This window comes from Asanoa ishikariensis (assembly GCF_900107455.1).
GTDB lineage: Bacteria > Actinomycetota > Actinomycetes > Mycobacteriales > Micromonosporaceae > Asanoa > Asanoa ishikariensis.
Genome location: NZ_FNQB01000001.1, coordinates 1,296,624 through 1,318,095, shown reverse-complemented (window position 1 = coordinate 1,318,095; position 21,472 = coordinate 1,296,624). Strand labels below are relative to the sequence as shown.

At 71.9% G+C, this 21,472-nt stretch carries 24 protein-coding genes and 1 tRNA gene; 17 read left to right on the top strand and 8 right to left on the bottom strand.

Annotated features, from left to right (window positions below; translation table 11 throughout):
- The first annotated feature begins 43 nt into the window (after nucleotides 1-43).
- The 3 genes from BLV39_RS06255 to BLV39_RS06245 all read left to right on the top strand — a co-directional run bounded on the left by BLV39_RS06255 (nucleotide 44) and on the right by BLV39_RS06245 (nucleotide 3,259).
- On the top strand, nucleotides 44-1,147 hold the full coding sequence (locus BLV39_RS06255; protein WP_090788286.1) for an SGNH/GDSL hydrolase family protein: 1,104 nt from the start codon (nucleotides 44-46) through the stop codon (nucleotides 1,145-1,147).
- Entirely contained in the window at nucleotides 1,144-1,938 is a 795-nt protein-coding gene (locus tag BLV39_RS06250; protein WP_090788284.1) for an SGNH/GDSL hydrolase family protein, read from the top strand. Before BLV39_RS06255 ends, BLV39_RS06250 begins: the two co-directional genes overlap by 4 nt.
- Before the next feature lie 61 nt (nucleotides 1,939-1,999).
- The gene (locus BLV39_RS06245; RefSeq protein ID WP_090788282.1) at nucleotides 2,000-3,259 is read left to right on the top strand and encodes an acetyl-CoA C-acetyltransferase; all 1,260 of its coding nucleotides are present in this window, start codon (nucleotides 2,000-2,002) and stop codon (nucleotides 3,257-3,259) included.
- Nucleotides 3,260-3,385: 126 nt separating this feature from the next.
- Here BLV39_RS06245 and BLV39_RS06240 read toward each other — a convergent pair whose 3' ends face one another.
- Together BLV39_RS06240 and BLV39_RS06235 are read right to left on the bottom strand one after the other, a co-directional pair.
- The gene (locus BLV39_RS06240) at nucleotides 3,386-4,282 is read right to left on the bottom strand and encodes an ABC transporter substrate-binding protein (protein WP_239083736.1); all 897 of its coding nucleotides are present in this window, start codon (nucleotides 4,280-4,282) and stop codon (nucleotides 3,386-3,388) included.
- Nucleotides 4,267-6,105 carry a hypothetical protein gene (locus BLV39_RS06235; protein WP_090788280.1) on the bottom strand — a complete coding sequence of 613 codons (1,839 nt, stop codon included), beginning with the start codon at nucleotides 6,103-6,105 and terminating at the stop codon, nucleotides 4,267-4,269. Before BLV39_RS06235 ends, BLV39_RS06240 begins: the two co-directional genes overlap by 16 nt.
- 103 nt (nucleotides 6,106-6,208) lie before the next feature.
- On the opposite strand from BLV39_RS06235, the gene BLV39_RS06230 reads away from it, so the two are divergent.
- Nucleotides 6,209-6,289 (top strand) — tRNA-Leu (locus tag BLV39_RS06230).
- A gap of 47 nt (nucleotides 6,290-6,336) precedes the next feature.
- Here BLV39_RS06230 and BLV39_RS06225 read toward each other — a convergent pair.
- Nucleotides 6,337-7,152 carry a GNAT family N-acetyltransferase gene (locus BLV39_RS06225; RefSeq protein WP_204082800.1) on the bottom strand — a complete coding sequence of 272 codons (816 nt, stop codon included), beginning with the start codon at nucleotides 7,150-7,152 and terminating at the stop codon, nucleotides 6,337-6,339.
- Between the two features lie 56 nt (nucleotides 7,153-7,208).
- Nucleotides 7,209-8,135: an RNA polymerase sigma factor gene (locus BLV39_RS06220; protein WP_090788279.1), complete on the bottom strand. Its 927-nt coding sequence runs from the start codon at nucleotides 8,133-8,135 to the stop codon at nucleotides 7,209-7,211.
- A 109-nt stretch (nucleotides 8,136-8,244) separates the two neighbouring features.
- On the opposite strand from BLV39_RS06220, the gene BLV39_RS06215 reads away from it, so the two are divergent.
- From BLV39_RS06215 to BLV39_RS06205, 3 genes are all read left to right on the top strand, one after another.
- Nucleotides 8,245-9,045 (top strand): Bax inhibitor-1/YccA family protein, encoded by an 801-nt coding sequence (locus BLV39_RS06215; RefSeq protein ID WP_090788278.1) that lies wholly within the window; start codon nucleotides 8,245-8,247, stop codon nucleotides 9,043-9,045.
- A 91-nt stretch (nucleotides 9,046-9,136) separates the two neighbouring features.
- Complete coding sequence (locus BLV39_RS06210; RefSeq protein WP_090788276.1) at nucleotides 9,137-9,898, top strand: Bax inhibitor-1/YccA family protein; 762 nt, start codon at nucleotides 9,137-9,139, stop codon at nucleotides 9,896-9,898.
- 10 nt (nucleotides 9,899-9,908) lie between these two features.
- Nucleotides 9,909-10,229, top strand: a complete 321-nt coding sequence (locus tag BLV39_RS06205; protein ID WP_090791189.1) for a hypothetical protein — start codon at nucleotides 9,909-9,911, stop codon at nucleotides 10,227-10,229.
- Here BLV39_RS06205 and BLV39_RS06200 read toward each other — a convergent pair.
- Nucleotides 10,226-11,059 carry an alpha/beta fold hydrolase gene (locus BLV39_RS06200; protein ID WP_090788274.1) on the bottom strand — a complete coding sequence of 278 codons (834 nt, stop codon included), beginning with the start codon at nucleotides 11,057-11,059 and terminating at the stop codon, nucleotides 10,226-10,228. The two genes, BLV39_RS06205 and BLV39_RS06200, sit on opposite strands and share 4 nt — an antisense overlap.
- Nucleotides 11,060-11,163: 104 nt before the next feature.
- Here BLV39_RS06200 and BLV39_RS06195 point away from each other — a divergent pair, with 104 nt between their 5' ends.
- From BLV39_RS06195 to BLV39_RS06150, 10 genes are all read left to right on the top strand, one after another.
- A complete protein-coding gene (locus tag BLV39_RS06195; protein ID WP_090788273.1) occupies nucleotides 11,164-11,496 on the top strand; it encodes a PadR family transcriptional regulator in 333 nt (110 codons plus the stop codon).
- Entirely contained in the window at nucleotides 11,493-12,491 is a 999-nt protein-coding gene (locus BLV39_RS06190) for an HAAS signaling domain-containing protein (protein ID WP_090788271.1), read from the top strand. Before BLV39_RS06195 ends, BLV39_RS06190 begins: the two co-directional genes overlap by 4 nt.
- 178 nt (nucleotides 12,492-12,669) lie before the next feature.
- On the top strand, nucleotides 12,670-13,368 hold the full coding sequence (locus tag BLV39_RS06185) for a dienelactone hydrolase family protein (protein WP_090788269.1): 699 nt from the start codon (nucleotides 12,670-12,672) through the stop codon (nucleotides 13,366-13,368).
- 9 nt (nucleotides 13,369-13,377) lie between these two features.
- Nucleotides 13,378-14,121 carry a uracil-DNA glycosylase gene (locus tag BLV39_RS06180; protein ID WP_090788267.1) on the top strand — a complete coding sequence of 248 codons (744 nt, stop codon included), beginning with the start codon at nucleotides 13,378-13,380 and terminating at the stop codon, nucleotides 14,119-14,121.
- 2 nt (nucleotides 14,122-14,123) lie between these two features.
- Nucleotides 14,124-14,831, top strand: coding sequence for a DUF4129 domain-containing protein (locus tag BLV39_RS06175; protein WP_090788265.1), 708 nt, complete (start codon nucleotides 14,124-14,126; stop codon nucleotides 14,829-14,831).
- Complete coding sequence (locus BLV39_RS06170; protein WP_090788263.1) at nucleotides 14,828-15,457, top strand: hypothetical protein; 630 nt, start codon at nucleotides 14,828-14,830, stop codon at nucleotides 15,455-15,457. Before BLV39_RS06175 ends, BLV39_RS06170 begins: the two co-directional genes overlap by 4 nt.
- The gene (locus BLV39_RS06165; protein ID WP_239083735.1) at nucleotides 15,454-16,500 is read left to right on the top strand and encodes an AAA family ATPase; all 1,047 of its coding nucleotides are present in this window, start codon (nucleotides 15,454-15,456) and stop codon (nucleotides 16,498-16,500) included. The genes BLV39_RS06170 and BLV39_RS06165 overlap by 4 nt, the downstream gene beginning before the upstream one ends.
- The gene (locus BLV39_RS06160) at nucleotides 16,497-17,861 is read left to right on the top strand and encodes a DUF58 domain-containing protein (RefSeq protein ID WP_090788259.1); all 1,365 of its coding nucleotides are present in this window, start codon (nucleotides 16,497-16,499) and stop codon (nucleotides 17,859-17,861) included. The genes BLV39_RS06165 and BLV39_RS06160 overlap by 4 nt, the downstream gene beginning before the upstream one ends.
- A complete protein-coding gene (locus BLV39_RS06155; RefSeq protein ID WP_090788257.1) occupies nucleotides 17,858-18,424 on the top strand; it encodes a hypothetical protein in 567 nt (188 codons plus the stop codon). Before BLV39_RS06160 ends, BLV39_RS06155 begins: the two co-directional genes overlap by 4 nt.
- Before the next feature lie 87 nt (nucleotides 18,425-18,511).
- The gene (locus BLV39_RS06150) at nucleotides 18,512-19,894 is read left to right on the top strand and encodes an NAD(P)/FAD-dependent oxidoreductase (protein WP_090788255.1); all 1,383 of its coding nucleotides are present in this window, start codon (nucleotides 18,512-18,514) and stop codon (nucleotides 19,892-19,894) included.
- A gap of 43 nt (nucleotides 19,895-19,937) precedes the next feature.
- Here BLV39_RS06150 and BLV39_RS06145 read toward each other — a convergent pair whose 3' ends face one another.
- The 3 genes from BLV39_RS06145 to BLV39_RS06135 are packed head-to-tail and all read right to left on the bottom strand — an operon-like array spanning nucleotide 19,938 to nucleotide 21,467.
- Entirely contained in the window at nucleotides 19,938-20,315 is a 378-nt protein-coding gene (locus BLV39_RS06145; protein WP_090788253.1) for a type II toxin-antitoxin system death-on-curing family toxin, read from the bottom strand.
- On the bottom strand, nucleotides 20,312-20,515 hold the full coding sequence (locus BLV39_RS06140; RefSeq protein WP_090788251.1) for a FitA-like ribbon-helix-helix domain-containing protein: 204 nt from the start codon (nucleotides 20,513-20,515) through the stop codon (nucleotides 20,312-20,314). Before BLV39_RS06140 ends, BLV39_RS06145 begins: the two co-directional genes overlap by 4 nt.
- A gap of 34 nt (nucleotides 20,516-20,549) precedes the next feature.
- On the bottom strand, nucleotides 20,550-21,467 hold the full coding sequence (locus BLV39_RS06135) for a Ppx/GppA phosphatase family protein (protein ID WP_176984782.1): 918 nt from the start codon (nucleotides 21,465-21,467) through the stop codon (nucleotides 20,550-20,552).
- Nucleotides 21,468-21,472 lie beyond the last annotated feature (5 nt).

Sequence of the window (21,472 nt, the reverse complement as noted above, 5' to 3'; positions counted from 1 at the left end):
CGTTAGCCTCGTAGCCGGAAGCGAAGCATGGGGGGCACAGCCAATGGGGGCAGCCGAGGCAGCGGCCTGGCGCACCGCCGCCCGGACGGTCGCGCGTTTCACGGCCGTCGGAGCGGGTGTGACGGCGTTCGGAGCGGTGGCGGGAGCCGCGCTCATCGTCGGGCAGGCCGAGCAGGCCCGCCGGCGCATCCCGCAGGCCCAGGAGCCACCGCCGCGCGGTGACGGCGTCTACGGCACCCGGTTCCCGGGCGAGCCGATCGAGATGGTGGTGGTCGGCGACTCGTCGGCCGCGGGCTACGGCGTGCACAAGCCCCGCGAGACACCCGGCGCCCTGCTCGCCACCGGCGTCTCCCGCCGCCTTCAGCGGCCCGTCCGGCTGCACCGGCACGCCGTGGTCGGCGCCCTCTCGGCCGGCCTGCCGCACCAGGTCGAGGCCGCGCTGGAACGCACGCCGCGCCCCGACGTCGCGGTCATCATCATCGGCGGCAACGACGTCACCCACCGCACCAGCACCCACATCGCGGTGCGGCACCTGGTCAACGCCGTCCGCAAGTTCCGCGGCGCGGGCGCCCGGGTGATCGTCGGCACCTGCCCCGACCTGGGCACGATCCAGCCCATCCAGCCGCCGCTGCGCTGGCTCGCCGGCCGGTGGAGCCGCCAGCTCGCCGCCGCGCAGACCGTCGCCAGCGTCGAGGCCGGCGCCTGGACGGTCTCCCTCGGCGACCTGCTCGGCCCGCGGTTCGCGGCCGAGCCGGCACGGATGTTCGGCCTCGACCGGTTCCACCCGTCCGCCGACGGCTACGCGCTGGCCGCCGCGGCGATGCTGCCCAGCGTGCTGGCCGCGCTCGGCGCGCCCGAGGAGCGGGTGGCACTCGCGGCCGGCGAGGGCGTGCGTTCGCTGCCGCAGGCCGCGCAGGAGGCCGCCCGCCAGCCGGGCACCGAGGTCAGCGGCACGCAGGTCGCGGGCCGCGACCGTGGCCCCGCGGGACGCTGGGCGCAGCTCCGCCGTCGCCCGGCCGCGTGGTTCGGCCCCGGCCCGGGTGGTGCCCGTCGCCTGTTCGGGAACCTCCGCGGGACCGCGCCGACGTTACCCTTGGAGCCGGCCCGCGACGACGCGGAGCCGTCCACGGTGGAGGAGTTGGCATGACGTCACGCGGTCTGGTCGGCCGGTTGGGCCGCACGGCCGCCATGACGCTGCTGGCCGGCGGCCTCGCCGGCGCCGCACTGCTGGCCGGCGAGTTCGTCACCGCCCGCAACCGCCGCTACGCGCAGCCCCAGCTCGGGCTGGCCCTGCGCACGTCCGTGGGCCGCGAAGGCGCCCCGGAGGTGCGGCTGGTGCTGCTCGGCGACTCCACATCGCTCGGTGTGGGCGTCGACGACGTCGACGACACGGTCGGCGGCCAGCTCGCCCGGCTGCTCGCCGACGACGCCGGGCTGCGCGTGCACCTCTCGTCCGTCGGTGTGTCCGGCTCGCGCTCGACCGACCTCGCCACCCAGGTGGCCCGGGCGCTGCTCGGCGAACGGCCCGACCTGGCCGTGATCCTGATCGGTGCCAACGACGCGACCGCCCTGCGCCGGCCCGGCGAGTCCGCCGCCTACCTGGCGGCCGCGGTGCGCCGCCTGCGCGACGCCGGTGTCGAGGTCGTCGTCGGCACCTGCCCCGACCTCGGCGCTGCCCGCGCGATCGACCAGCCGCTGCGCGAGATCGCCGGCTGGTGGGGCAGGCAGACCGCGGCGGCGCAGGGCCGCGCGGTCCGGTCCGCCGGTGGCGCCGTGGTCGACCTCGCGGCGGAGACCGGCGCGGTGTTCCGGGCCGACGCGGGCACGCTGTGCTTCGACGGCTTCCACCCCTCGGCCGACGGCTACCGGGTGTGGGCGCATGCCCTGCTGCCAGCCGTATCCGCGCTGGCCGGGCTGGGTCGATCAGCCGCGCCCTGAGCCCTGTCGATTGAGAGGAATCACATCCTCACGCCCGGCGCGCGTCGGGTTAACGTGTGACATGGCCATCCTGTCGGACCGCGACGCCGTCATTGTCGCCACCGCTCGCTCACCCATCGGTCGGGCTGTCAAAGGGTCGCTGCGGGAGCTGCGGGCCGACGACCTGACGGCCACCATCGTGCGGGCGGCGCTCGACAAGGTGCCCGAGCTCGACCCGACCACGATCGACGACCTCTACCTCGGCTGCGGTCTGCCCGGCGGGGAGCAGGGCTTCAACATGGCGCGGGTGGTCGCGACCATGCTCGACCTGGACGGGCTGCCGGGCGCGACGATCACCCGCTACTGTTCGTCGTCGCTCCAGACCACCCGGATGGCCTTCCACGCGATCCGCGCCGGCGAGGGCGACGTGTTCATCTCGGCGGGCGTCGAGTGCGTGTCGCGGTTCGCCCGAGGCTCGTCGGACGGGCTGCCGCCCGAGGCGCAGGAGCTCGTCGGCGGCCCGTGGGACAACAACCGCTTCGCCCCGGCCCGCCTGCGCTCGAAGCGGGCGGCCGCCGGCGGCGAGGTCTGGCACGACCCGCGCGCCGACGGCGAGTTGCCCGACGTCTACCTCGCGATGGGCCAGACCGCCGAGAACCTGGCCCAGGTCAAGGGCGTGAGCCGCGAGGAGATGGACGAGTTCGGCGTACGCAGCCAGAACCTCGCGGAGAAGGCCATCGCCGACGGCTTCTGGGCGCGCGAGATCACCCCCGTCACGACGCCGAGCGGCACCGTGGTGTCGCAGGACGACGGCCCGCGGGCCGGGGTCACCCTCGAAGGCGTGTCGGGCCTCAAGCCGGTCTTCCGCCCCGACGGCCGGATCACCGCGGGCAACTGCTGCCCGCTCAACGACGGCGCCGCCGCCGTGATCGTGATGAGCGCCGCCCGCGCCCGCGACCTGGGCATCACCCCACTGGCCAGGGTCGTCTCGACCGGCGTGACCGCCCTGTCCCCGGAGATCATGGGCCTGGGCCCGGTCGGCGCGTCGCTGCAGGCCCTGAAGCGGGCCGGCATGACCGTCGACGACGTAGACCTGGTCGAGATCAACGAGGCGTTCGCGGCCCAGGTCATCCCGTCCTACCAGGACCTCGGCATCCCGATCGACAAGCTCAACGTGATGGGCGGAGCGATCGCGGTAGGCCACCCCTTCGGCATGACCGGCGCCCGCATCACCGGCACCCTGATCAACTCCCTGGACTGGAACGACAAGACCATCGGCCTGGAAACCATGTGCGTCGGCGGCGGCCAAGGCATGGCGATGGTGCTGGAGCGACTCAGCTAGTCCAAGTTCGGAATCAGCATTTCCCGGGTCCGTCGGGGGCGCGACCGTTGCTCCCGCCGGAGACCGGGCCGGGCCCTAGGGGGCCCGTCCCTGCCAGGTCCGCGGTCCACAACCAGGCGTTCGGGGCTACGCGACGCGGGTGATCTGGCCCGGTGGGGGTTGCTCGACGGCGTCCGGGTGCAGGATCGCGGCTAGGGCCTCGACTCCGTCGACCAGGCGCGGGCCTGGGCGGACGATCAGGGCGTCCGCGTCGATGGCCCAGACCGGGGTCGACGGGAAGTGCGGCAGGACCGTGCGGGCCTGGGCGGCGGCGCCGATCACGTCGTAGCCGCACGGGGCTACGACGACCACGTCCGGATCAGCCTCTTGGAAGGCGGCCCACGTGGTCGCCGCCGAACGGGCGCCCGGGTGCGCGACCACCGGGGTGCCGCCGGCGGCAGCCACCAGGTCGGGGATCCAGTGGCCCGCGCCGAAAGGTGGGTCGGTCCACTCGACGACCGCTACCCGTGGGCGGGGCCGCTCGACCACCGCGGTGGCGACCGCCGACAGTCGAGCCCGCAGCGAGGTGACCAGGGTGGCGGCAGCGGCGGCGGCGAAGGCCCGGTCGCCGACAGCGTTGATCGAGTCGAGTACCTCGGCCAAGGTGTGTGGGTCCAGCGTGAGGACGTCCGACTGGCAGCCCAGATGGGCGAGGGCGTCGGTGACCCGGCCGGACGGCAGCGCGCAGACCCGGCACAGGTCCTGGGTGAGGATCAGGTCCGGGCGTAGGTCAGCGAGGGCGTCGGCGTGCAGCGTGTAGAGGTCCGCGCCGGTGGCGGCGGCCGACCGGACGTACGCGTCGATCTCCCCAGGGGTCAGGTCCCGGGTGTCCCGACCACCGACCACGATCGCGGGGCTGAAGCCGGCAGGGATCGTGCACTCGAAGGTCACGCCGACCAGGTCGTCGCCCACGCCCAGGGCGTAGACGATCTCCGTCGCGGACGGGAGCAGGGAGACGAGGCGCAGCGTCAGCCGACCTTCCACGTGGTGACGTCGGCGATCCGCTTGCCGGGGCCGATGAGCTGCTCCAGCGTGGTGCGCAGCGTCGCCTCGTTGACCGTGCCGTCGGCCAGGACCACGCACTCCGCCTTCCAGAAGGCGAAGTCGGACTTGGCCTGTGCTCGCTGGAAGTCGCCGATGCCCGGCACGACGCCCTCGGTGGCGGCCTGGTTGATCAGCTGCGACGTGGGCTGCTTGAAGGTGCCCATCGAGGCGGTGCCGTTGGCGCCGTACGGCGCGATGAAAAAGCCCTCGGGCATCGCGAAGCCGGCGTCGGCCGCGGCGGCCCAGCGCATCGGCCAGGGCTCCTTCGGTGTCGCCGCCGGGACCGGCAGCATGACGCCGCCTGGTGAGACGCACTCGCGCCAGTAGCCCCCGCTGATGAACTCGGGGACCGGGGCGCGGTCGACGGTCGGCAGCGGCCTGGGGAAGACCGGCAGCAGGGCCAGCGCCACCAGGGCTGGGACCAGGACGCGGCCGGGCTGCCACTCCATCTTGAGCGCGGTGTCGACGGCGACCACGAGCACCGTGGCGATCAGCGGGATCAGGGCCAGCGCGAACCGCATCGGCAGGGCGCCGTCGACGACCGGGAGGCCGAGCAGCAGCCGGTACGGGCCGCTGATGTCACTGCGGGCGCCGTTGACGACCACCTCGGGGCCGAGCGAGAGCGCCGCCATCACGACCGCGGCGATCGTGCACGCGAGCACCAGCGGGCGGCGGATCAGCCAGGCCGCGCAGCCGATCGCCACCAGGATCAGCGGCCAGCCGAAGAACGTGTTGTATTCGGCCGCGCCGGTGCTCAGCCGGGCGTTCTCGTCCTTGCCGGCCCACGACAACGGTGAGAAGGTCTTGAAGCTGGCCAGGTCGGCCGAGAAGAAGTGCGGGCTGAACACGCCGTTGGGCACGCTCTGCGGCCCCTTGAACTGGAACCACAGCGGGTACGCCAGCGCCACCACGGAGAGCACGACGGCGACTCCGAGGCCACCGAGGGCACCGCGGAGGGCCCGGCGGCTGAACGCGGGCCGGGCGCCGACGTAGACCAGCGTCATGATCACGAGGGTGAGCGCGGTGAGGAACAGCACCTCTTCGCCGATGAACACCTGGATCGTGATCGTGAGCGCGAGGACGACGCCGAAGACCACGATCCGGCGCCAGTTGCGCCCGCCTTCGCGGCCGGCGTTGGTCGGGTCCTCCGGGTCGGCGGCACGGACGATGCTGATGACCGCCCAGACCAGCACCGGCACCAACCACAGCGCGGTCATGTGCAGGTGGCTGTTGTTCTGGGAGATCATGCCGGGCGCGAAGCCGCAGAACCCGCCGCCGATGGCCGCGGCCAGCCGGTGTGTGCCGAGCACCCGCCGGAAGAGCAGGTAGAACGCGACCGCGGTGAGACCGAGGGTCAGGGTTGCCAGCAACGCGAACGTGACCGGTGCGCCGAAGAGCAGGGTGACCGGCGAGAACAACACCCCGAGCGCGATGACCGTGGTGTTGGCCATCAGGTTGACCCCGTCCGGCGCGTTCAGCCGGTCGGTGACCAGCGAGAAGTCGCCGTGCAGCACCCGCGAGTCGACCGCGAGGAACCACTCGTAGAGCGTCTGGTCCTCGGGGTTGAGGCCGAGCACCTTCCCGGTCGGCGAGGGCCACAGCCCATGCATGATCCACGCCGCCAACAACAGGAAGCCGATGCAGATGGCCAGGTCCGCGAGATGTGGCCGGAGCCGGTCGGCCGACCAGCGCGCGGATCGCCCCGGCGCCGGTGGCGGGTCGGCGGGGTCGGCCTGCTGCGCGGCGCGGGCAGTGCTGGTCACGCGCTAGACCCTAGTATGCGAAGTGGCGTGGCAGGTGCCGCCTCCACCGTAGCCGCGGCCAACCGGTTACCGTGACAGGCGGTTACCGTGAGAGTGATCCGCCGCCCGGATGGTGGAACGGCAGACACGGCTGCCTTAAAAGCGGCTGCCGAAAGGCGTGCGGGTTCGAGTCCCGCTCCGGGCACGGCACACACGGTCCAGCCCAGACGATGAGCGCGTTGGCTGTCGACGTCAGGCGCGCCAGCGCCAGTTCTGCCGGGCGTAGCGGACCGTCAGACCGGCGCGCACCAGGTTGTCCATGGACGGGTTGCGCTCGCCCGGCGCGGGCTGCCCGGTCTCGGCCACCAACCACCGGCACCCGGCTGCCCGCGCCGCCTCGGCCCGAGCGGTGATCAGCGCCGACTGCGCGCCCTGGTTGCGGTGGTCCGGCAGCACGGTGCCGGCGCTGAGCGCCGCGACCGAGCCGTGGAAGTAGACGTTCCCCACGCCGACCAGTTCGGGTCCGTCCCAGACGCCGTACGGCCGGAACGCTGGGTTCCGCACCGCCCCCGAGATCATCTGGTCCAGGCCGTCAGCCGGCATGCCGAACCCCCGCAGCAGCACTTGGGCCCATTCGTCGAAGTCAGCGGCATCGACCGGGGCTACCCGCAGCCGCGTGCCGCCGGCCGGTCGGACCGCCTCGACGGGGGCCGCGAGCTTGATCCAGGACGACATCGGCTCCAGGCCGTACGCGGTCCGGATCTCTTCCCAGTCGTCCGGGAGCACCGCGGGCGCGATCTGGATGACCGCGCTCGGCGTGCCCTCAGACCGGTAGAACCCGATGATCCGGTCGACCAGGTCCCTGGTCACGGGTTCGGTGAACCCGAACCCGAGGGCCTTGCTCCAGTAGCCGGCGGGATCGTGGCGCACGGACAGCACCACCCCGCCCCCGATTCGGGCGGCGGCGAGCCCAAGGCGGTCCCGCAAGTCCGGCGAGCTCGAGCTCTCGTAGGCGAGCATCGCTTCCGCCTCGGCCCCCTCGATCGAGGCGACGAATTCTGTGGTCACACCGCCAAGATGCGCCAATCACCCCGGAAGTTCGACGCCGACACGGGTGTCCGTGGTCACCCGACCGGGCGCGGCAGGTGGAAGAGCCGCGCCCGCTGCACCAATCCACCCTCGCGGTGCTGGACCCAGACCGCGCCAGGCGGGCAGTGCGCCGGGTCGTCCGGCGGGCTGACCAGGTCGAACTCCCAGATGTCGAGGTCGCGGCTGGCCACCACGTTGGTCAGCCGGTGCGCCACGCCGTCGGCCAGGTCGTGGTCCATGCCCCGCACCAGGAAGTCGTGGCCGGTGGCCCGGATGCCCGGCGGCCAGAACGACTCGACGGTGGGCGACCAGTCCTCGGCCAGCACCGCGGCGAACTGACCCCGATCCGCCCCGGCGAAGGCCTCCTCGGCGGTCCGGCGGCGCGCGGCGGTGCGGGCGGTCACGTCGTCGTGGGCCGTGTCGGCAGTGGCCAACAGGGCCTCGCCCAGCTTCCGGCGGGCCTCGCTGAGCCGGCTGCGGACGGTCCCGACCGGCACACCGCAGGCGTCGGCGATGTCCTGGTACGAGGTGACGCCCGTGAAGTACCGCAGCATGACGACCAGCCGCAACGACGGGGAAAGCTCGTCAAGGGCGTGCCACACCCAGTCCCGGGCGGCGTGCTGTTCGAGCAGCTCGGCCGGGTCGGGCTCGGCCGACGGCAGCGTCTCGGCCAACCGCTCGTCCAGAGCGGCCGAGACAGGACCCCGCAGCCGCATCTTGCAGGCGTTCCGGACGATCATCCGCAGCCAGGGGCCGACCGCCGAGGGGTCGCGCAGGTCGCCGATCCGGCGCAGCGCGACCAGGGCCGCCTCCTGCACCGCGTCTTCGGCGTCGGGGCCGGCACCGAGAATGCCGTAGGCGACGGCGAGCTGGCCGGGCCGGTGCCGAGTGAGCAACGAACCGAGTGAGCTGACGTCGCCGGACTGCGCGGCGAGCACCAGGTCGATGTCGGTAGCTGGCATTCGCACCAAGGTACGCGCGAGCCGGAGCGTGGCGAACGTGATTCTCCACTTACTCGCGCATTACCAGTACCCTTTGGGCACCAAATTCTTCCCTCATGGAGGCGTGACTGTGAAGACGTCCAACCCGGTGCTGGCGGGGCTGGGCCAGGCGGCCGAGCGCGAACGCGCAGCCGGCCAGCCGGGCTACGCCCAGCCATACCCGGCGGGCGCGGGAGCCTATCCGGCCGCACCGCCCGCGGTACGACCGATGTCGATCGACGACGTCGTCATCAAGACTGTCGCGCTCCTCGCACTCGTGGGCGTCTCGGCCACGGTCGCGTGGAACGCGATCCCTGACTCGATGGTCTTCCCGGCCCTGATCGTCTCCCTGATCGGCGGCCTGGGCCTGGGCCTGGTCATCTCGTTCATGCGGATGGCCCACCCGGCACTGATCATCACGTACGCCGTGATCGAGGGCGTCTTCGTCGGTCTGATCAGCGAGTTCTACGAGAACATCGCCGGCTACCGGGGCATCGTGCTCCAGGCCGTGGTCGCCACCTTCGGCGTCTTCTTCCTGATGGCGATGCTCTACAAGGCCAAGGTCATCCGGGCGACGCCGCGGTTCATCAAGTTCATGGTGGCGGCGCTGGCCGGCGTCTTCGCGGTGATCATGATCAACCTGCTGCTGTCGCTGTTCGGCTTCAACACCGGCCTGCGCGACAACGGCGCGCTCGGCATCGGCTTCAGCCTGGTTTGCATCGTGATCGCGTCGCTGAGCTTCGTGCTCAGCTTCCACGAGGTCGAAGAGGGCGTCCGGATGGGCCTGCCCGAGCGTTACTCGTGGGTCGCCGCGTTCGGCATCCTGGTCAGCCTGATCTGGCTCTACCTCGAGGTGCTGCGCCTGCTCAGCTTCCTGCAAGGCGACGACTGACCCCTTTGCCAACCTGAGCGCCCCCGCCGTCGCGAGACGCGGGGGCGCTCCCATTTGCGGCCGGTATGGTCGAAACCGGGGGTAAGCAGCCATGCAAAGTTCGAACCCGGTCCTGACCCACCTCGACGACACCGCCCGCACCGAGCGCCAGGTGCTCGGCCAGGCTTCGGCCACCGGCGCGATGACCGTCGACGACGTGGTCATCCGCACGGTCGCGCTGCTCCTGCTGACCACGGCGGTCGCCGCGGTCTCCTGGTTCACCATCGAGAGCGGCCCGGCGCTGCGCTTCGGCCTCATCGGCGGCTCGATCGCCAGCCTCGCGCTCGTGCTGGTGATCAGCTTCCGGCGGATCACCAACCCGCTGGTCATCAGCCTGTACGCGATCCTCCAGGGCGTGCTGCTCGGCGTGGCCAGCCGGGGCTTCGAGGAGCTCTACCCGGGGATCGTGATCCAGGCGGTGGTCGGCACGCTCGGCGTCTTCCTCGGCATGGGCCTGCTCTACCGGGCCAAGATCATCCGCGCCACACCCCGGTTCACCCGCTTCGTGATCGGCGCGCTGATCGGGGTGGTGGTGCTCGGCTTCGCCAACCTGATCGTGTTCTGGGTCAGCGGCCGGCAGGGCCTGGAGGTCTACACCCGGACCGGCGAGGTCGGCTGGGTGCCGTACGTGTTCGCGATCGTCTGCATCGGCGTCGGCGCGCTCACCTTCATCCTCGACTTCAACGCCGTCGAGCAGGGCGTCCGCTACGGCCTGCCGCGCCGCTACGCCTGGTACTGCGCGTTCGGCATGCTCGTCGGCCTGATCTACCTCTACTGGCAGATCCTCCGCCTGCTGAGCTACATCCGGCGATAGGTTGTCGGTCGTGACGGATCAGGACCTTGGGCGGATCGTCGACCTGTTGACCCGGCAGGTCTCGCACTGGCAGGCGCCACGTTGGGCGGCACCGGCCGCGACCGGGGAAGGCACCCGGGGCGACGCGGTCTACCACCTGGTCCAGCGCCTCGCCGACCTCGCCGCCGACGTGGAGGGCCGGGTCCGCCAGGAGGTGCCCCGGCTCCCCAACGACACCACGCTGCCCGACCAGCTCCGCGTGGTCGCCGCCGACCTCGTGGCCGCCGACCCCGCACCGGAGATCCTGGTGGTGGCGGCCACCGACGCGGCCGCCGTCCGCGCCGTCCTCTAGGGCTTCTGGTAGCCGCCGGTCCACCACGAGGTCACCAGGTCGGCGTACGTGGTCGGGGCCTCTTCCCACGTGAAGTGCGCGGCGTCGATGATGTCGAGCTTGCTGTGCGGCAGCCGGTCGTGCAGGAACTCCGCGTTGGCCGTGGGCACCGCCCGGTCGTCCCGGCCCGCGATGATCTCGACCGGCGTCGCCAGCGAGCCAAGCAGGTCCCGGAGCACCGGCAGATCCTCCGGATACGCCCGCGCGTAGCTCATGGACTCGACGAACCTGTCGCCCTCGTACGACGAGAGGTAGTCCTCCCGGATCTTGCCCGGCAGGTCGTAGTCCTGGATCGTGCCCAGCGCCGCGTTGACGATCACCCGGCCGTCGACCGCGCGGTACTCGTCGACGCTCGGGCTCAGCACCCAGTCCCGCAGCGGCCCTTCGAGGGTGATCGGCACGCTGCTGGCTCCGCTGCCGACGACCAGGCTGCGCATCCGGCCGGGGTGGTTGGCCGCCGCGAACAGCGCGGTGCCGGTGCCGACGTCGGGGCCGACCATGTGTGGCTGCTCCAGCTCGAACTCGTCGGCGACGCGCACCACGAAGTCGCCCATCGCGTGCGGTGACATCATCGCGTCACGGCGCTCGGACCGGCCGAACCCGGGCAGGTCGATCGCGACCAGGTGGGTGTCCTCGGCGAGCTGCGACCACATCTGGTCGAACGCGTAGACGCTCTCCGGCCAAGGGCTGAGCAGCAGGGCGTCGACGTCGCGCGGCGCACTCTCGGCGTACCGGACGGCGAGCCCGTCGATGTGGCGGAACTGCGGCTTGATCTGCTGGGTCTTCGCCATTGATCTCTCCCCCTTTCGCCGGACTTACCCAGAAATGTGGGTTTAACCCATCAGGACTACCGCGTTCTTGACACTACCTCGCAATGCGAAGTAGCTTCTCCACCGTGGACACCACCCAGCTACTCAAAGGGGTGCTCGACCTCGCTGTGCTGGCCGTGCTCAAGGACGAGGACGGTTACGGCTACGACATCCTGCGCCGGCTCCGGACGGCCGGGCTCGACGAGGTCGGCGACGCCTCCGTCTATGGCACCTTGCGCCGGCTCTTCCAGGCCGGGCTCCTGACCACTTACGTCGTGCCGAGCGAGGAGGGGCCGCACCGCAAGTACTACGGCCTCAACGCCGCCGGTCGCGACCAGCTCAACCGCGCCGGCAAGACCTGGCGCACCTTCGCCTCCACGATGGACGGCCTGCTCGACGAACGGGGGGTGGCGGCATGAATGTCGCGACGGAGCAGGAGGCCTATCTCGAGGCGGTGCGGCGGGCGTTGGCCGATCTCGACCCCGCGGTCCGCGACGAGTTGCTGGAGGACCTCCCGGAGCACTTCGCGGAGGTCGCCGCCGAGGGCGACGCCACGCTGACCGAACGGCTCGGGCCGCCCGAGGCGTACGCGGCCGAGCTTCGGATGGCCGCCGGGCTCGACGTCGCGACCACACCCGCCGCCCGCGGCCTGGACGACCGGGTCTCGGCCGTGCTGCGCCGGGCCCGCGGCGTGGTCGGTGCCGCCGACCGCAGGACCGGTCCGCTGCTCGGCTACGGGCGGGCCAGCGAGTTCCTGCGCATGCTGGCGCCGGGCTGGTGGGTGCTGCGCGGCTATCTGGCGGCGATGGCGATCACCTGGCTGACCTCGGACGGCAACGAGGCGGGCCTGCTGCCCAGGCTCGGTGGCAGCACGCTGGCGGCCGCGCTCCTGCTCGCGGTCTGCCTGGTCGCGTCCATCTGGCTCGGTCGGCGCGAGCCCACGCTGGCGTCCGTGCCGCGCACCGGCCTCGCCATCGGCGGGGTGGCGCTCGTGCTCTTCGGCATGGTCGTCTTCGACAAGGCCGACCAGTACGGCGGCGGCTGGAACGAGCCCCAGAGCGTGTCGGGTAACCCGTACGAGTACATCCAGGACGTCTACGTCTACGACTCGAACGGCAACCCGCTGACCGACGTGAGCCTGTACGACCAGGGCGGCAACCCGATCCAGCTCGGCGACCCGTACCGCTGCCAGGAGGCGTTCTACCAGGCTCAGGCCGGCGCTCCCGCGTACCCGTACTGCCCGAACCAGCAGCCGTACGTGGTCGCGCCGCGCCCCGGGCTGGCACCGACCGAGGAGCCGCAGCGGACAGAGCTGCCGCTTTCGGAAGTACCGGTCGAGACGCCAGGGCCGACCAGCACACCGGCGCCGACCGCCACCCCGACCGCCACGGCGGTGCCGACGCCGACCAACTGACCATCCTATCGACCGTCATCGAGGGCGACGGGGCGTGCACCGAGCGCGAAAAGCGAGGTGTATGCCACGTCGCCGTCGTCTTTCGTTCGCCCCTACGGCATGGCAAAGTTTTGGCACCGCTACCCGCGGACCGCATTTACGGCAGCCGACGATGTCTGACCCGACAGGAGGACGGCCCATGGGTACGAAGGTCAGTTACTCGAGCCTCGAGGGCACCACGGACGGCTACCTCGCCGTGCCGGCCGGTGCCACCGACGGCGCGCCCGGCGTGATCGTGCTGCACGAGTGGTGGGGTCTCACCCCGCACATCACCGCGATCGCCGACCGCTTCGCCGAGGCCGGCTTCGTCGCCCTCGCGCCCGACCTCTACCAGGGCCGCTCCACGACCGACCGGGAGACCGCACGCCAACTGGTCGCCGACCTGTCGCGTGACCGGGTCGCACACGACCTGACCGGCGCGGCCGAGTTCCTCGCGGCCCGGCCCGAGGTCAGCGGCGACATCGGCGCGGTCGGCTTCAGCATCGGTGGCAGCCTTGCCCTCTGGGCACCGACGCTCTCCGAACGAGTGACGGCCGGCGTCGGCTTCTACCCGTCGCTGCCCTGGGAATGGGTCGCACCCGAGTGGTCCGGCTACGCCGGCAAGCACGCGGTGATCCACTGCACCGAGGAAGACGGCACCTCGACCGCGGCGGCCGTCCGGTCGGCAGCGGATGCCATCGCCGAGGGCGGCGGCACGGTGAAGCTCTACGACTACCCCGGCAGCCGGCACTCGTTCTTCAACGACGACCGGCCGGAGAGCTATGACCGGGTCGACGCGGTGACGGCCTGGGCACGCACTATCGAGACCGTGCGGAGACTGGCGCCCACGGTGGTGTAAGAACAAACGGTGGTGGTGCACTCCCCCGCCGAGGTCGCCGCTCGCGCGGCCGGCTCGGCCGACCTGTCCGCGCTGGATGCCGGCGTGGTCGACTGCTTCGCCTGCCCACGCCTGGTCGCGTGGCGGGAAGAGGTGGCAGCGACCCGCCGGGCGGCGTTCCGCGACCAGGTCTACTGGGGACGACCGGTGCCCGGTTTCGGCGTCGCCGACGCGCGGATCGCGATCCTCGGTCTGGCGCCGGCCGCACACGGCGGCAACCGCACCGGCCGGATCTTCACCGGAGACCGCTCCGGCGACGTGCTGTTCGCCGCCCTGCACCGGGCGGGCCTGGCCAACCAGCCGACGAGCGTCTCCGCGGACGACGGACTCGAACTGGAAGACCTACGGATCTTCGCGTCGGTGCGGTGCGCCCCGCCGGACAACAAGCCGACGCCGGTCGAGCGCGACACATGCGCGCCCTGGCTCTGGCGCGAGCTCGAACTGATAAAACCGACTGTGCGCGTCGTGGTCGCACTGGGTGCGTTCGCCTGGGCAGCGTGGTGGCCGGCCATGAGCAGGGTGTACGGCGGCGCGCCGCCCAGTCCGCGCCCGCGGTTCGGTCATGGGGCACACTGGACGAGCCCGGACGGTGGATATCCTCACCTGCTCGGGTGCTATCACGTCAGCCAGCAGAACACCTTCACCGGTCGGCTGACGCCCGCGATGCTCGACGACATCTTCGCTCGGGCCAAGGAGTTGGCCAGGGGGGCATAAGCATGGATCTCGCATCCCTGCGCCGCTGGTGGCCGCTCGCGCTGGTGGTCGGCCTCCTCGGCCTCGCCGCGCTCGCCGCCGGCCACTCGTCGCTGCAGATCGGCCAGGTCGAGGCCAAGCCGGCGGCCGAGCAGGCGCAGGGCGGGCAGGAAGACTTCAGCCAACCGATCCAACCGTCGTTCCCGCCAGAGGAAGAGGTCGCCGCGGCCGAACCCCGCGAGCTGCCCGGCTGGCTCGCGCCGGCCGCCGGCGTGCTCTGCGCGGCCGTCGTGCTCGTGGTGGTCGTGCTGGTGATCTGGATCCTGGTCCGCGACGGCCTGCGCCGGTTGCGGCGCCGCCCGGTCAAGTACGCCGACCCGGCCGCGCCGGCGCCCGACGCCGCCCAGGTGGTCGCGGCCGTCGAGGCCGGCCTGACGGATCTGTCCGACACCGACGGCGACCCGCGCCGGGCGGTGATCGCCTGTTGGCTGCGGCTGGAACAGGCGGCTGCCGCGGCCGGCACGCCCAAGCGGGTCGGCGACAGCCCGACCGACCTGGTCGCCCGGCTGCTGCACGCGCACCAGATCAGCGCCGACGTGCTGGCCGCTCTGGCCGACGTCTACCGCGAGGCCCGCTACGCCACCCACGCGGTCGACGACCGCATGCGCACCCAGGCCCGCTCGGCGCTCCAGCGGATCCGCACCGAGCTCACCGCGGCGGTGTCAGCATGACGACCTCCGCCGACTACGACGACGATCTCGACGAGCGGGTCGAGGACGAGACCCTGATCGACGACCTCTTCACGTTCGAGGATGACGACGAGCCCGCTCGACGGGGTGGCCGCTCCGGCACCGGCCTGCGCTGGTGGATCAAGGCGGTGTTCGCCGGGGCCGGGCTCGTCGCGGTCGCGATCTTCGGTCTGCGGGTGGCCGGCTACACGGTGCCGATCGTGGCCGTCGTCGGCGTCATCGTCGCGCTGATCGTGCTGCGCCGGGTCACCAGCGCACTCGTCCCACCCCAGGTGACCCGCCAACGCCGGCGCTCGGCGGGGGCGACCGAGGACGGCTCGTACAACTTCAGCGACCGCGACGCGCTCCGCACGGTGGTCGGCCGCTGGGAACGCCTGCTGCAACGGGCCGGCGGCGACGCCGGCTCTGCCCGCGCCGTGCAGCGTACGCTCGCCGAGATCGTCGACGAGCGGCTTCGCCAGCGACACGGCCTGACCCGTGCCGGCGACCCGGAGCGGGCGCGGGCATTGCTCGGCGAACCGCTGTGGACCTATCTCGCCACACCGCCCACCCGCAACCTGGCGCCGCGCGACGCGACGGCGTACGTCCAGTCATTGGAGAGGTTATGAAAGACCTGGTCCCGGTACCCGTCTACGACGTCGGCCGGATGGCGCGGGCGGTGCTCGACTCGGTCGGCAGTGTGGTGGTCGGCAAGCGTGACGCGCTGGAGCTAGTGCTGGCCGGCATCCTGGCCGGCGGCCACGTGCTGCTCGAAGACCTCCCTGGCCTGGGCAAGACGCTGACCGCCAGGTGCTTCGCGCAGGCCCTCGGGCTCGACTTCCGCCGGCTCCAGTTCACCCCCGACCTGCTGCCGGCCGACGTGACGGGTTCGTTCCTCTACGACCAGCGGCGCGCCGACTTCAGCTTCCGGGCCGGCCCGGTCTTCACCAACCTGCTGCTCGCCGACGAGATCAACCGGACGCCGCCGAAAACCCAGTCGGCGCTGCTCGAGGCCATGCAGGAGAAGCAGGTCTCCGTCGAGGGCGTCACGTACCGGCTGGACCCGCCGTTCCACGTGCTCGCGACCGCCAACCCGATCGAGTACGAGGGCACCTACCCGCTGCCCGAGGCCCAGCTCGACCGGTTCCTGCTGCGGGTCTCGTTCGGCTACCCGAACCGCGACGAGGAGTACGAGGTCCTCCAGCGGCGGATGTCCCGCCGGCAGGAAGAGACCGAGCTCCAGCCCGTCGTGGACGCCGGCACGTTGCGTGGCATGCAGGCCGCGATCGAGGACGTCGCCGTCGAGGACTCGATCGGTCGCTACATCGTCAACCTGACCGCGGCCACCCGCGAGCACGCGTCGGTGCTGGTCGGCGCCTCACCGCGTGGCTCGCTGGCGCTGCTGCTGCTGGCTCGGGCCAAGGCGGTGCTCGCCGGCCGCGACTACGTGGTGCCGGAGGACGTCAAGGAGGTGGCGGCGCCCGCGCTGGCCCACCGGATCACGCTGCGCCCCGAGATGTGGTTGCGCCGGGTCGACCCGTCGTTCGTCGTCGCCGAAGTGCTCGACCAGACGCCGGCACCGGCCAGCGGCGCGCTGCCCAGCTACAACGCTATGTCCGACACCGGTGTCCGCCTCGCCGAGGTACCGACGCCGTCCCGCCACGGGCAATGACTCTCGTTGACGCGGGGCCGGCGGTGCCTGAGGTGGTGGCGCCGGTCGAGGACGAGCAGGCCGAGCCGCAGTGGGTGCCGACCCGCGCGCTCGGGCGGGCGGTGCTGCTCACCGGCCTCCTGCTGATCGCCGGCGTGCTGCTCGGCCGGGTCGACCTGGTGGTGCTGGCCGCTCCGTTCGCGATCGGCACCGCCTTCGCGCTGCGCCGCCGGCCGGGCGCGGTGCCCCGGATCCGGTTGGGCACGGACGACAACCACCACGTCGAGGGTGCCCGGCTCACCGCCGGCGTCCAGGTGGTCAACCGCGACACGGTGGGCTACGACCTGGTCGTCGTGCGTACCCTCGTCTCGCCCTGGCTCGCGGTGGAGAAGGCCGACCGGCCGCACGTCATCACGGTCGCCCGCGGCGGGGCCAAGGAGATCGAGCTCGACGGCGAGGCGCTGCGCTGGGGCCGGCACCCACTCGGCCCGGCGTCCGCCCGGATCACCGCCTGCGACGGGCTGATCGCCGGCCGCCCGGTGGTCAGCGGCGCCCGCAACGTGCGGGTCTACCCGTCGACCGAACCGTTCGACGCCGACGAGGCGATGCCGCGCGCCGCCGGCCTGGTCGGCGGCCACCGCTCCCGGCGGCCCGGCGAGGGCGGTGAGCTGGCCGGCGTACGGATCTTCGGACCGGGTGACCGGCTGCGCCGGATCGACTGGCGGGTGTCGCTGCGCACCGAGCGCCTGCACGTGGCCGCGACGCTGTCCGACCGCGACGCCGAGGTCGTGCTGCTGCTCGACGTGCTCAACGAGGCCGGCCGCTCCGGCGGGGCCAAGGGCTCCGCCTCGGTGATCGACATGACGGTCCGCTCGGCGGCCGCGATCGCCGAGCACTACCTGCACCGGGGCGACCGGGTCTCGCTGCTGGAGTACGGCCCGGTCGCGCGCCGGCTCCGTCCGGCCACCGGCCGCCGGCAGTACCTGACGGTGCTGGAGTGGCTGCTGGACGTGAAGGTGTACCCGGCCGAGTTCCAGCCGTACGACACGGTGTTCGGCTCGCAGGTGCTCTCGCACAACGCGCTGGTCGTGGTGCTCACCCCGCTGATCGACAACCGCTCGGCGGAGATGCTGGCCCGGCTGGCCCGCTCCGGCCGCTACGTGGTCGCGGTCGACACGATGCCCGAGCAGGCCGCGCCGCCGGCCCGCGGGCCGTGGACGGAGATCGCCCACCGGGTCTGGCGACTGGAACGGGACAACATGATCGACCAGCTCCGTGAGCACGGCGTGCCCGTGGTCGCCTGGGCCGGCGCCGGCAGCCTCGACACGGTGCTGCGCGACGTGGCCCGACTGGCCTCCGCACCGAAGGCGGTGGGTCGATGATCGGGGCGCTCACGCAGAAGTTCCGGCGGCTGCACACCACCGTCACCCGCGCCACAATGGTCCCGCTGCTGATCCGGGTCGGCCTGTTCGCCGCCTTCCTGGCCGCGATGGGCTTCGCCTTCCCGCCCGCGCTGTTCTTCGGGCGCACCGTCGCCGCCCTGGTCGTCGTGGCCGTGCTCCCGGCCCTCGCACCGCGCGGAGTGACGACCACGCTGCTCATCGTGGCGATCGTGGTCGGCTGGGTGATCGTGACAGCCGAGGCGGTCGAGGGCATCCAGCTCTGGCGACTGCTCGGCCTGTCGGCCACGCTCTACCTGGCGCACACCCTGGCCGCGCTGGCCGCGGTGCTGCCCAGCGACGCCCTGGTCGCGACCGAGGTGCTGGCCCGCTGGGTCGCCCGAGCGGCAGCGGTGGTCCTGGCCGCAGCGGTCTGCGGCGTGCTCCTGGTGTCGATCGCCGGCATCGGCGGGGACACCTCGCTGACCCTGGCCGCGCTGGGAGGCTTGGTGGTGGCCGTCACAATCGCCGCGGTCCTGGGCTGGCTGGTCAAACGCCGAGCGTGAATGTCATGCAGGTCACAGGCTTGTCCTCCATCACAAACGGGCCTTCTGAGGCGGCGATCCGGGGCCGTTGAGGGGATCGTTGACGGCGTGAGACCTCAACGGATTCTCGTGGTCGGTGCCGGGCACGTCGGGCTTTACGCAGCCCTTCGCATGTCGAAGAAGCTGCGTGCCCGCGAGGCCGAGGTGACCGTTGTCGATCCCCAGCCGCACATGACGTACCAGCCGTTCCTGCCGGAGGCATCGGCGGGCAACATCTCCCCTCGGCACGCCGTTGTGCCGCTGCGTCGGGAACTCCGCAACTGTCACATCGTCGCCGGGACCGTCACCGACGTCTCCCACGACCGCAAGGTCGCCACGGTGCAGCCGATCGTCGGGCCGCCCCGCGAGATCGAGTACGACCACATCATCGTGGCGCCCGGCTCCGTCTCCCGTACCCTGCCGATTCCCGGCCTGCGCGAGCACGGCATCGGGTTCAAGACCATCGGTGAGGCCATCTACCTGCGCAACCACGTGCTCGACCAGCTCGACGTGGCTGCCTCGACCACCGACCCGGCCGTACGCGAGCGGGCGCTGACCTTCGTCTTCGTCGGCGGCGGCTACGCCGGCATCGAGGCCGTGGCCGAGATGGAAGACATGGCGCACGACGCGGTCAAGCGCTACTACCCGGAGCTGTCGATCGACGAGATGCACTGGGTGCTCGTCGAGGCGACCAACCGGGTGCTGCCCGAGGTCGACCGCGACATGGGCGCGTACACGGTGCAGGTGCTGCTCAAGCGCAAGCTCGACATCCGCCTCGGCACCCGCCTGGAGTCGTGCGTCGACGGCATCGTCAAGCTCTCCGACGGCGACAGCCTGCCGGCCGACACGATCGTCTGGACGGCGGGCGTCAAGCCGTCGCCGATGCTCGACTTCGTCGACCTGCCGAAGGACCAGCGCGGCCGGATCACCACGAACGCGAGCCTCCAGGTCGTCGACGGCGACGAGGTCGTCGAGGGCGCGTGGAGCGCCGGCGACTGCGCCGCGGTGCCCGACCTGACCGGTGCGCCGGGTGCGTTCTGCTCGCCGAGCGCGCAGCACGCGGTGCGCCAGGCCAACCAGCTCGCCGACAACATCCGCTCGGTGATCCGGGGACGCCAGCCGGCGCAGTACAAGCACAAGCACGTCGGCAGCGTGGCCAGCCTCGGCCTGCACAAGGGCGTGGCCCAGGTCTACGGCATCAAGCTCACCGGCATCGTGGCGTGGCTGATGCACCGGGCGTACCACCTGAGCCGAATCCCCTCCACCAACCGCAAGGTGCGGGTCCTGATCGACTGGATGCTGGCGCTGTTCCTGCGCCGCGAGACGGTCTCCCTGGGTCAGCTACACGACCCGAAGGAAGAGTTCACGGACGTCACGCCGCACATCCCCGCGCCGCCGGAGGTCCCGGCGCCGCCAACCGAACGGCAACCGGCGACAGCCGGCCGCAGATAGCGAAAGGGGCGCCCCCGAGAACCGGGGGCGCCCCTTTTTCTGCTCAGGCGTAAAGCTGGCGAAGACCACCGGCGATGGCCGGGACGTCGGTCAGCGAACCGCTCGCGACCGCCATCACGAGCGCCTCGGCCTCGTCCACGTCGACGTCCTGGATCGGCACCCCGTTGAGGGCGAGAAAGACCCGGGTGGCCACCCAGGCCAGGCGCTTGTTGCCGTCGATCAGGGCATGGTTCATGCACACGGAATGCAGCAGCGCGGCCGCCTTGCTCCACAGATCGGTATAGGCCTCCTGGCCGAACGCCACTGTGGCCGGCCGGACCGCGGCCGACGAGAGCAGGCCGAAGTCACGGATCTGCGGCGCCTCACCCAACATGATCGACGCGATCTCCACGAGATCGTCGACCTCGGCGTAGTGGATCACTGCGCCAACCGCCGCAACAGCTCGGCGTCGCGCTGGACCACCTCGCCGGCGAGCTCCCGGACCCGCGCGCCACGGCTCCGGGCCGAGACGTACTCCTCGAGCGCGACCACGATGGTGGCGTTCATCGAGCGGTGCTCTTCTTCGGCGAGCCGCTTGAGCTGCTCGTGAAGCGCGTCGGGCAGATTGACCGTGGTAACCATATGAAAATCATATGGCCCACCCGCACGCGGTTTTCTACGCCAGGCTGTACGCGATGCCGTCGAGGATGTCGTGTTCTGAGGCGATCACCGAGGACATGCCGGCGCGTTCCATGATGATCCGTAGGACCAGGGCGCCCGCGCCGATCACGTCCGCGCGGCCCGGGTGCATGATCGGGTTTTCGAGGCGCTCCGCCGGAGTCTTCGACAGCAGGTCGGCGGTCACCTTCGCCACGTCGTCGTAGGAGATGCGGGCATGGTGGATCCGCGTCGGGTCGTAGCCGGGCAGGTCCAGCGCGATGCCGACGACCGTCGTGACCGAGCCCGCCACGCCGATCAGCGTCGCCGCGTCCCGGCCCGGGACCGCCGCCAGCGCGCGGTCCACGGCCTCCGCGATGTCCGTCTCCGCCGCGGCCACCTCGGCCGCCGTCGGTGGGGTGCTGTGCAGGTGCCGCTCGGTCATCCGGACACAGCCGATGTCGACCGAGATCGCCGCCTCGGGGCCGGCCGCCGACGAGCCTGTGACGAACTCCGTGGACCCGCCGCCGATGTCGACGACCAGGAACGGCGCCGGAGCGACCAGACCGCGCACCGCGCCCGTGTACGACAGGCGCGCCTCCTCGTCACCGGTGACCACCTCGGGCGCCACGCCCAGGGTGGTCAGCACCATGTCGGTGAAGTCGGTGGCGTTGGCCGCGTCGCGGGACGCCGAGGTCGCGCACATCCGCACCCGAGACGCTCCGAGCGCACGGATCTGCGCCGTGTAGTCGGCCAGCGCCACCCGGGTCCGCTCGATCGCCTCCGGCGCCAGCCGGCCGGTCTGGTCGACGCCCTGGCCCAGCCGGACGATCTCCATCCGGCGGGTCACGTCGGTCAAGGCCCCGTCGGGGCCGACGTCGGCGACGAGCAGGCGGATGGAGTTGGTTCCACAGTCGATGGCAGCTACCCGGGTCACAAGGT

What these genes read in the sequence shown, in the direction of transcription:
- BLV39_RS06255 (WP_090788286.1), top strand. Translation starts at nt 44, where the DNA reads ATGGGGGCAGCCGAGGCAGCGGCCTGGCGCACCGCCGCCCGGACGGTC.
- BLV39_RS06250 (WP_090788284.1), top strand. Translation starts at nt 1,144, where the DNA reads ATGACGTCACGCGGTCTGGTCGGCCGGTTGGGCCGCACGGCCGCCATG.
- BLV39_RS06245 (WP_090788282.1), top strand. Translation starts at nt 2,000, where the DNA reads ATGGCCATCCTGTCGGACCGCGACGCCGTCATTGTCGCCACCGCTCGC.
- BLV39_RS06220 (WP_090788279.1), bottom strand. Translation starts at nt 8,135, where the DNA reads ATGCCAGCTACCGACATCGACCTGGTGCTCGCCGCGCAGTCCGGCGAC.
- BLV39_RS06210 (WP_090788276.1), top strand. Translation starts at nt 9,137, where the DNA reads ATGCAAAGTTCGAACCCGGTCCTGACCCACCTCGACGACACCGCCCGC.
- BLV39_RS06200 (WP_090788274.1), bottom strand. Translation starts at nt 11,059, where the DNA reads ATGGCGAAGACCCAGCAGATCAAGCCGCAGTTCCGCCACATCGACGGG.
- BLV39_RS06190 (WP_090788271.1), top strand. Translation starts at nt 11,493, where the DNA reads ATGAATGTCGCGACGGAGCAGGAGGCCTATCTCGAGGCGGTGCGGCGG.
- BLV39_RS06185 (WP_090788269.1), top strand. Translation starts at nt 12,670, where the DNA reads ATGGGTACGAAGGTCAGTTACTCGAGCCTCGAGGGCACCACGGACGGC.
- BLV39_RS06175 (WP_090788265.1), top strand. Translation starts at nt 14,124, where the DNA reads ATGGATCTCGCATCCCTGCGCCGCTGGTGGCCGCTCGCGCTGGTGGTC.
- BLV39_RS06170 (WP_090788263.1), top strand. Translation starts at nt 14,828, where the DNA reads ATGACGACCTCCGCCGACTACGACGACGATCTCGACGAGCGGGTCGAG.
- BLV39_RS06165 (WP_239083735.1), top strand. Translation starts at nt 15,454, where the DNA reads ATGAAAGACCTGGTCCCGGTACCCGTCTACGACGTCGGCCGGATGGCG.
- BLV39_RS06160 (WP_090788259.1), top strand. Translation starts at nt 16,497, where the DNA reads ATGACTCTCGTTGACGCGGGGCCGGCGGTGCCTGAGGTGGTGGCGCCG.
- BLV39_RS06155 (WP_090788257.1), top strand. Translation starts at nt 17,858, where the DNA reads ATGATCGGGGCGCTCACGCAGAAGTTCCGGCGGCTGCACACCACCGTC.
- BLV39_RS06140 (WP_090788251.1), bottom strand. Translation starts at nt 20,515, where the DNA reads ATGGTTACCACGGTCAATCTGCCCGACGCGCTTCACGAGCAGCTCAAG.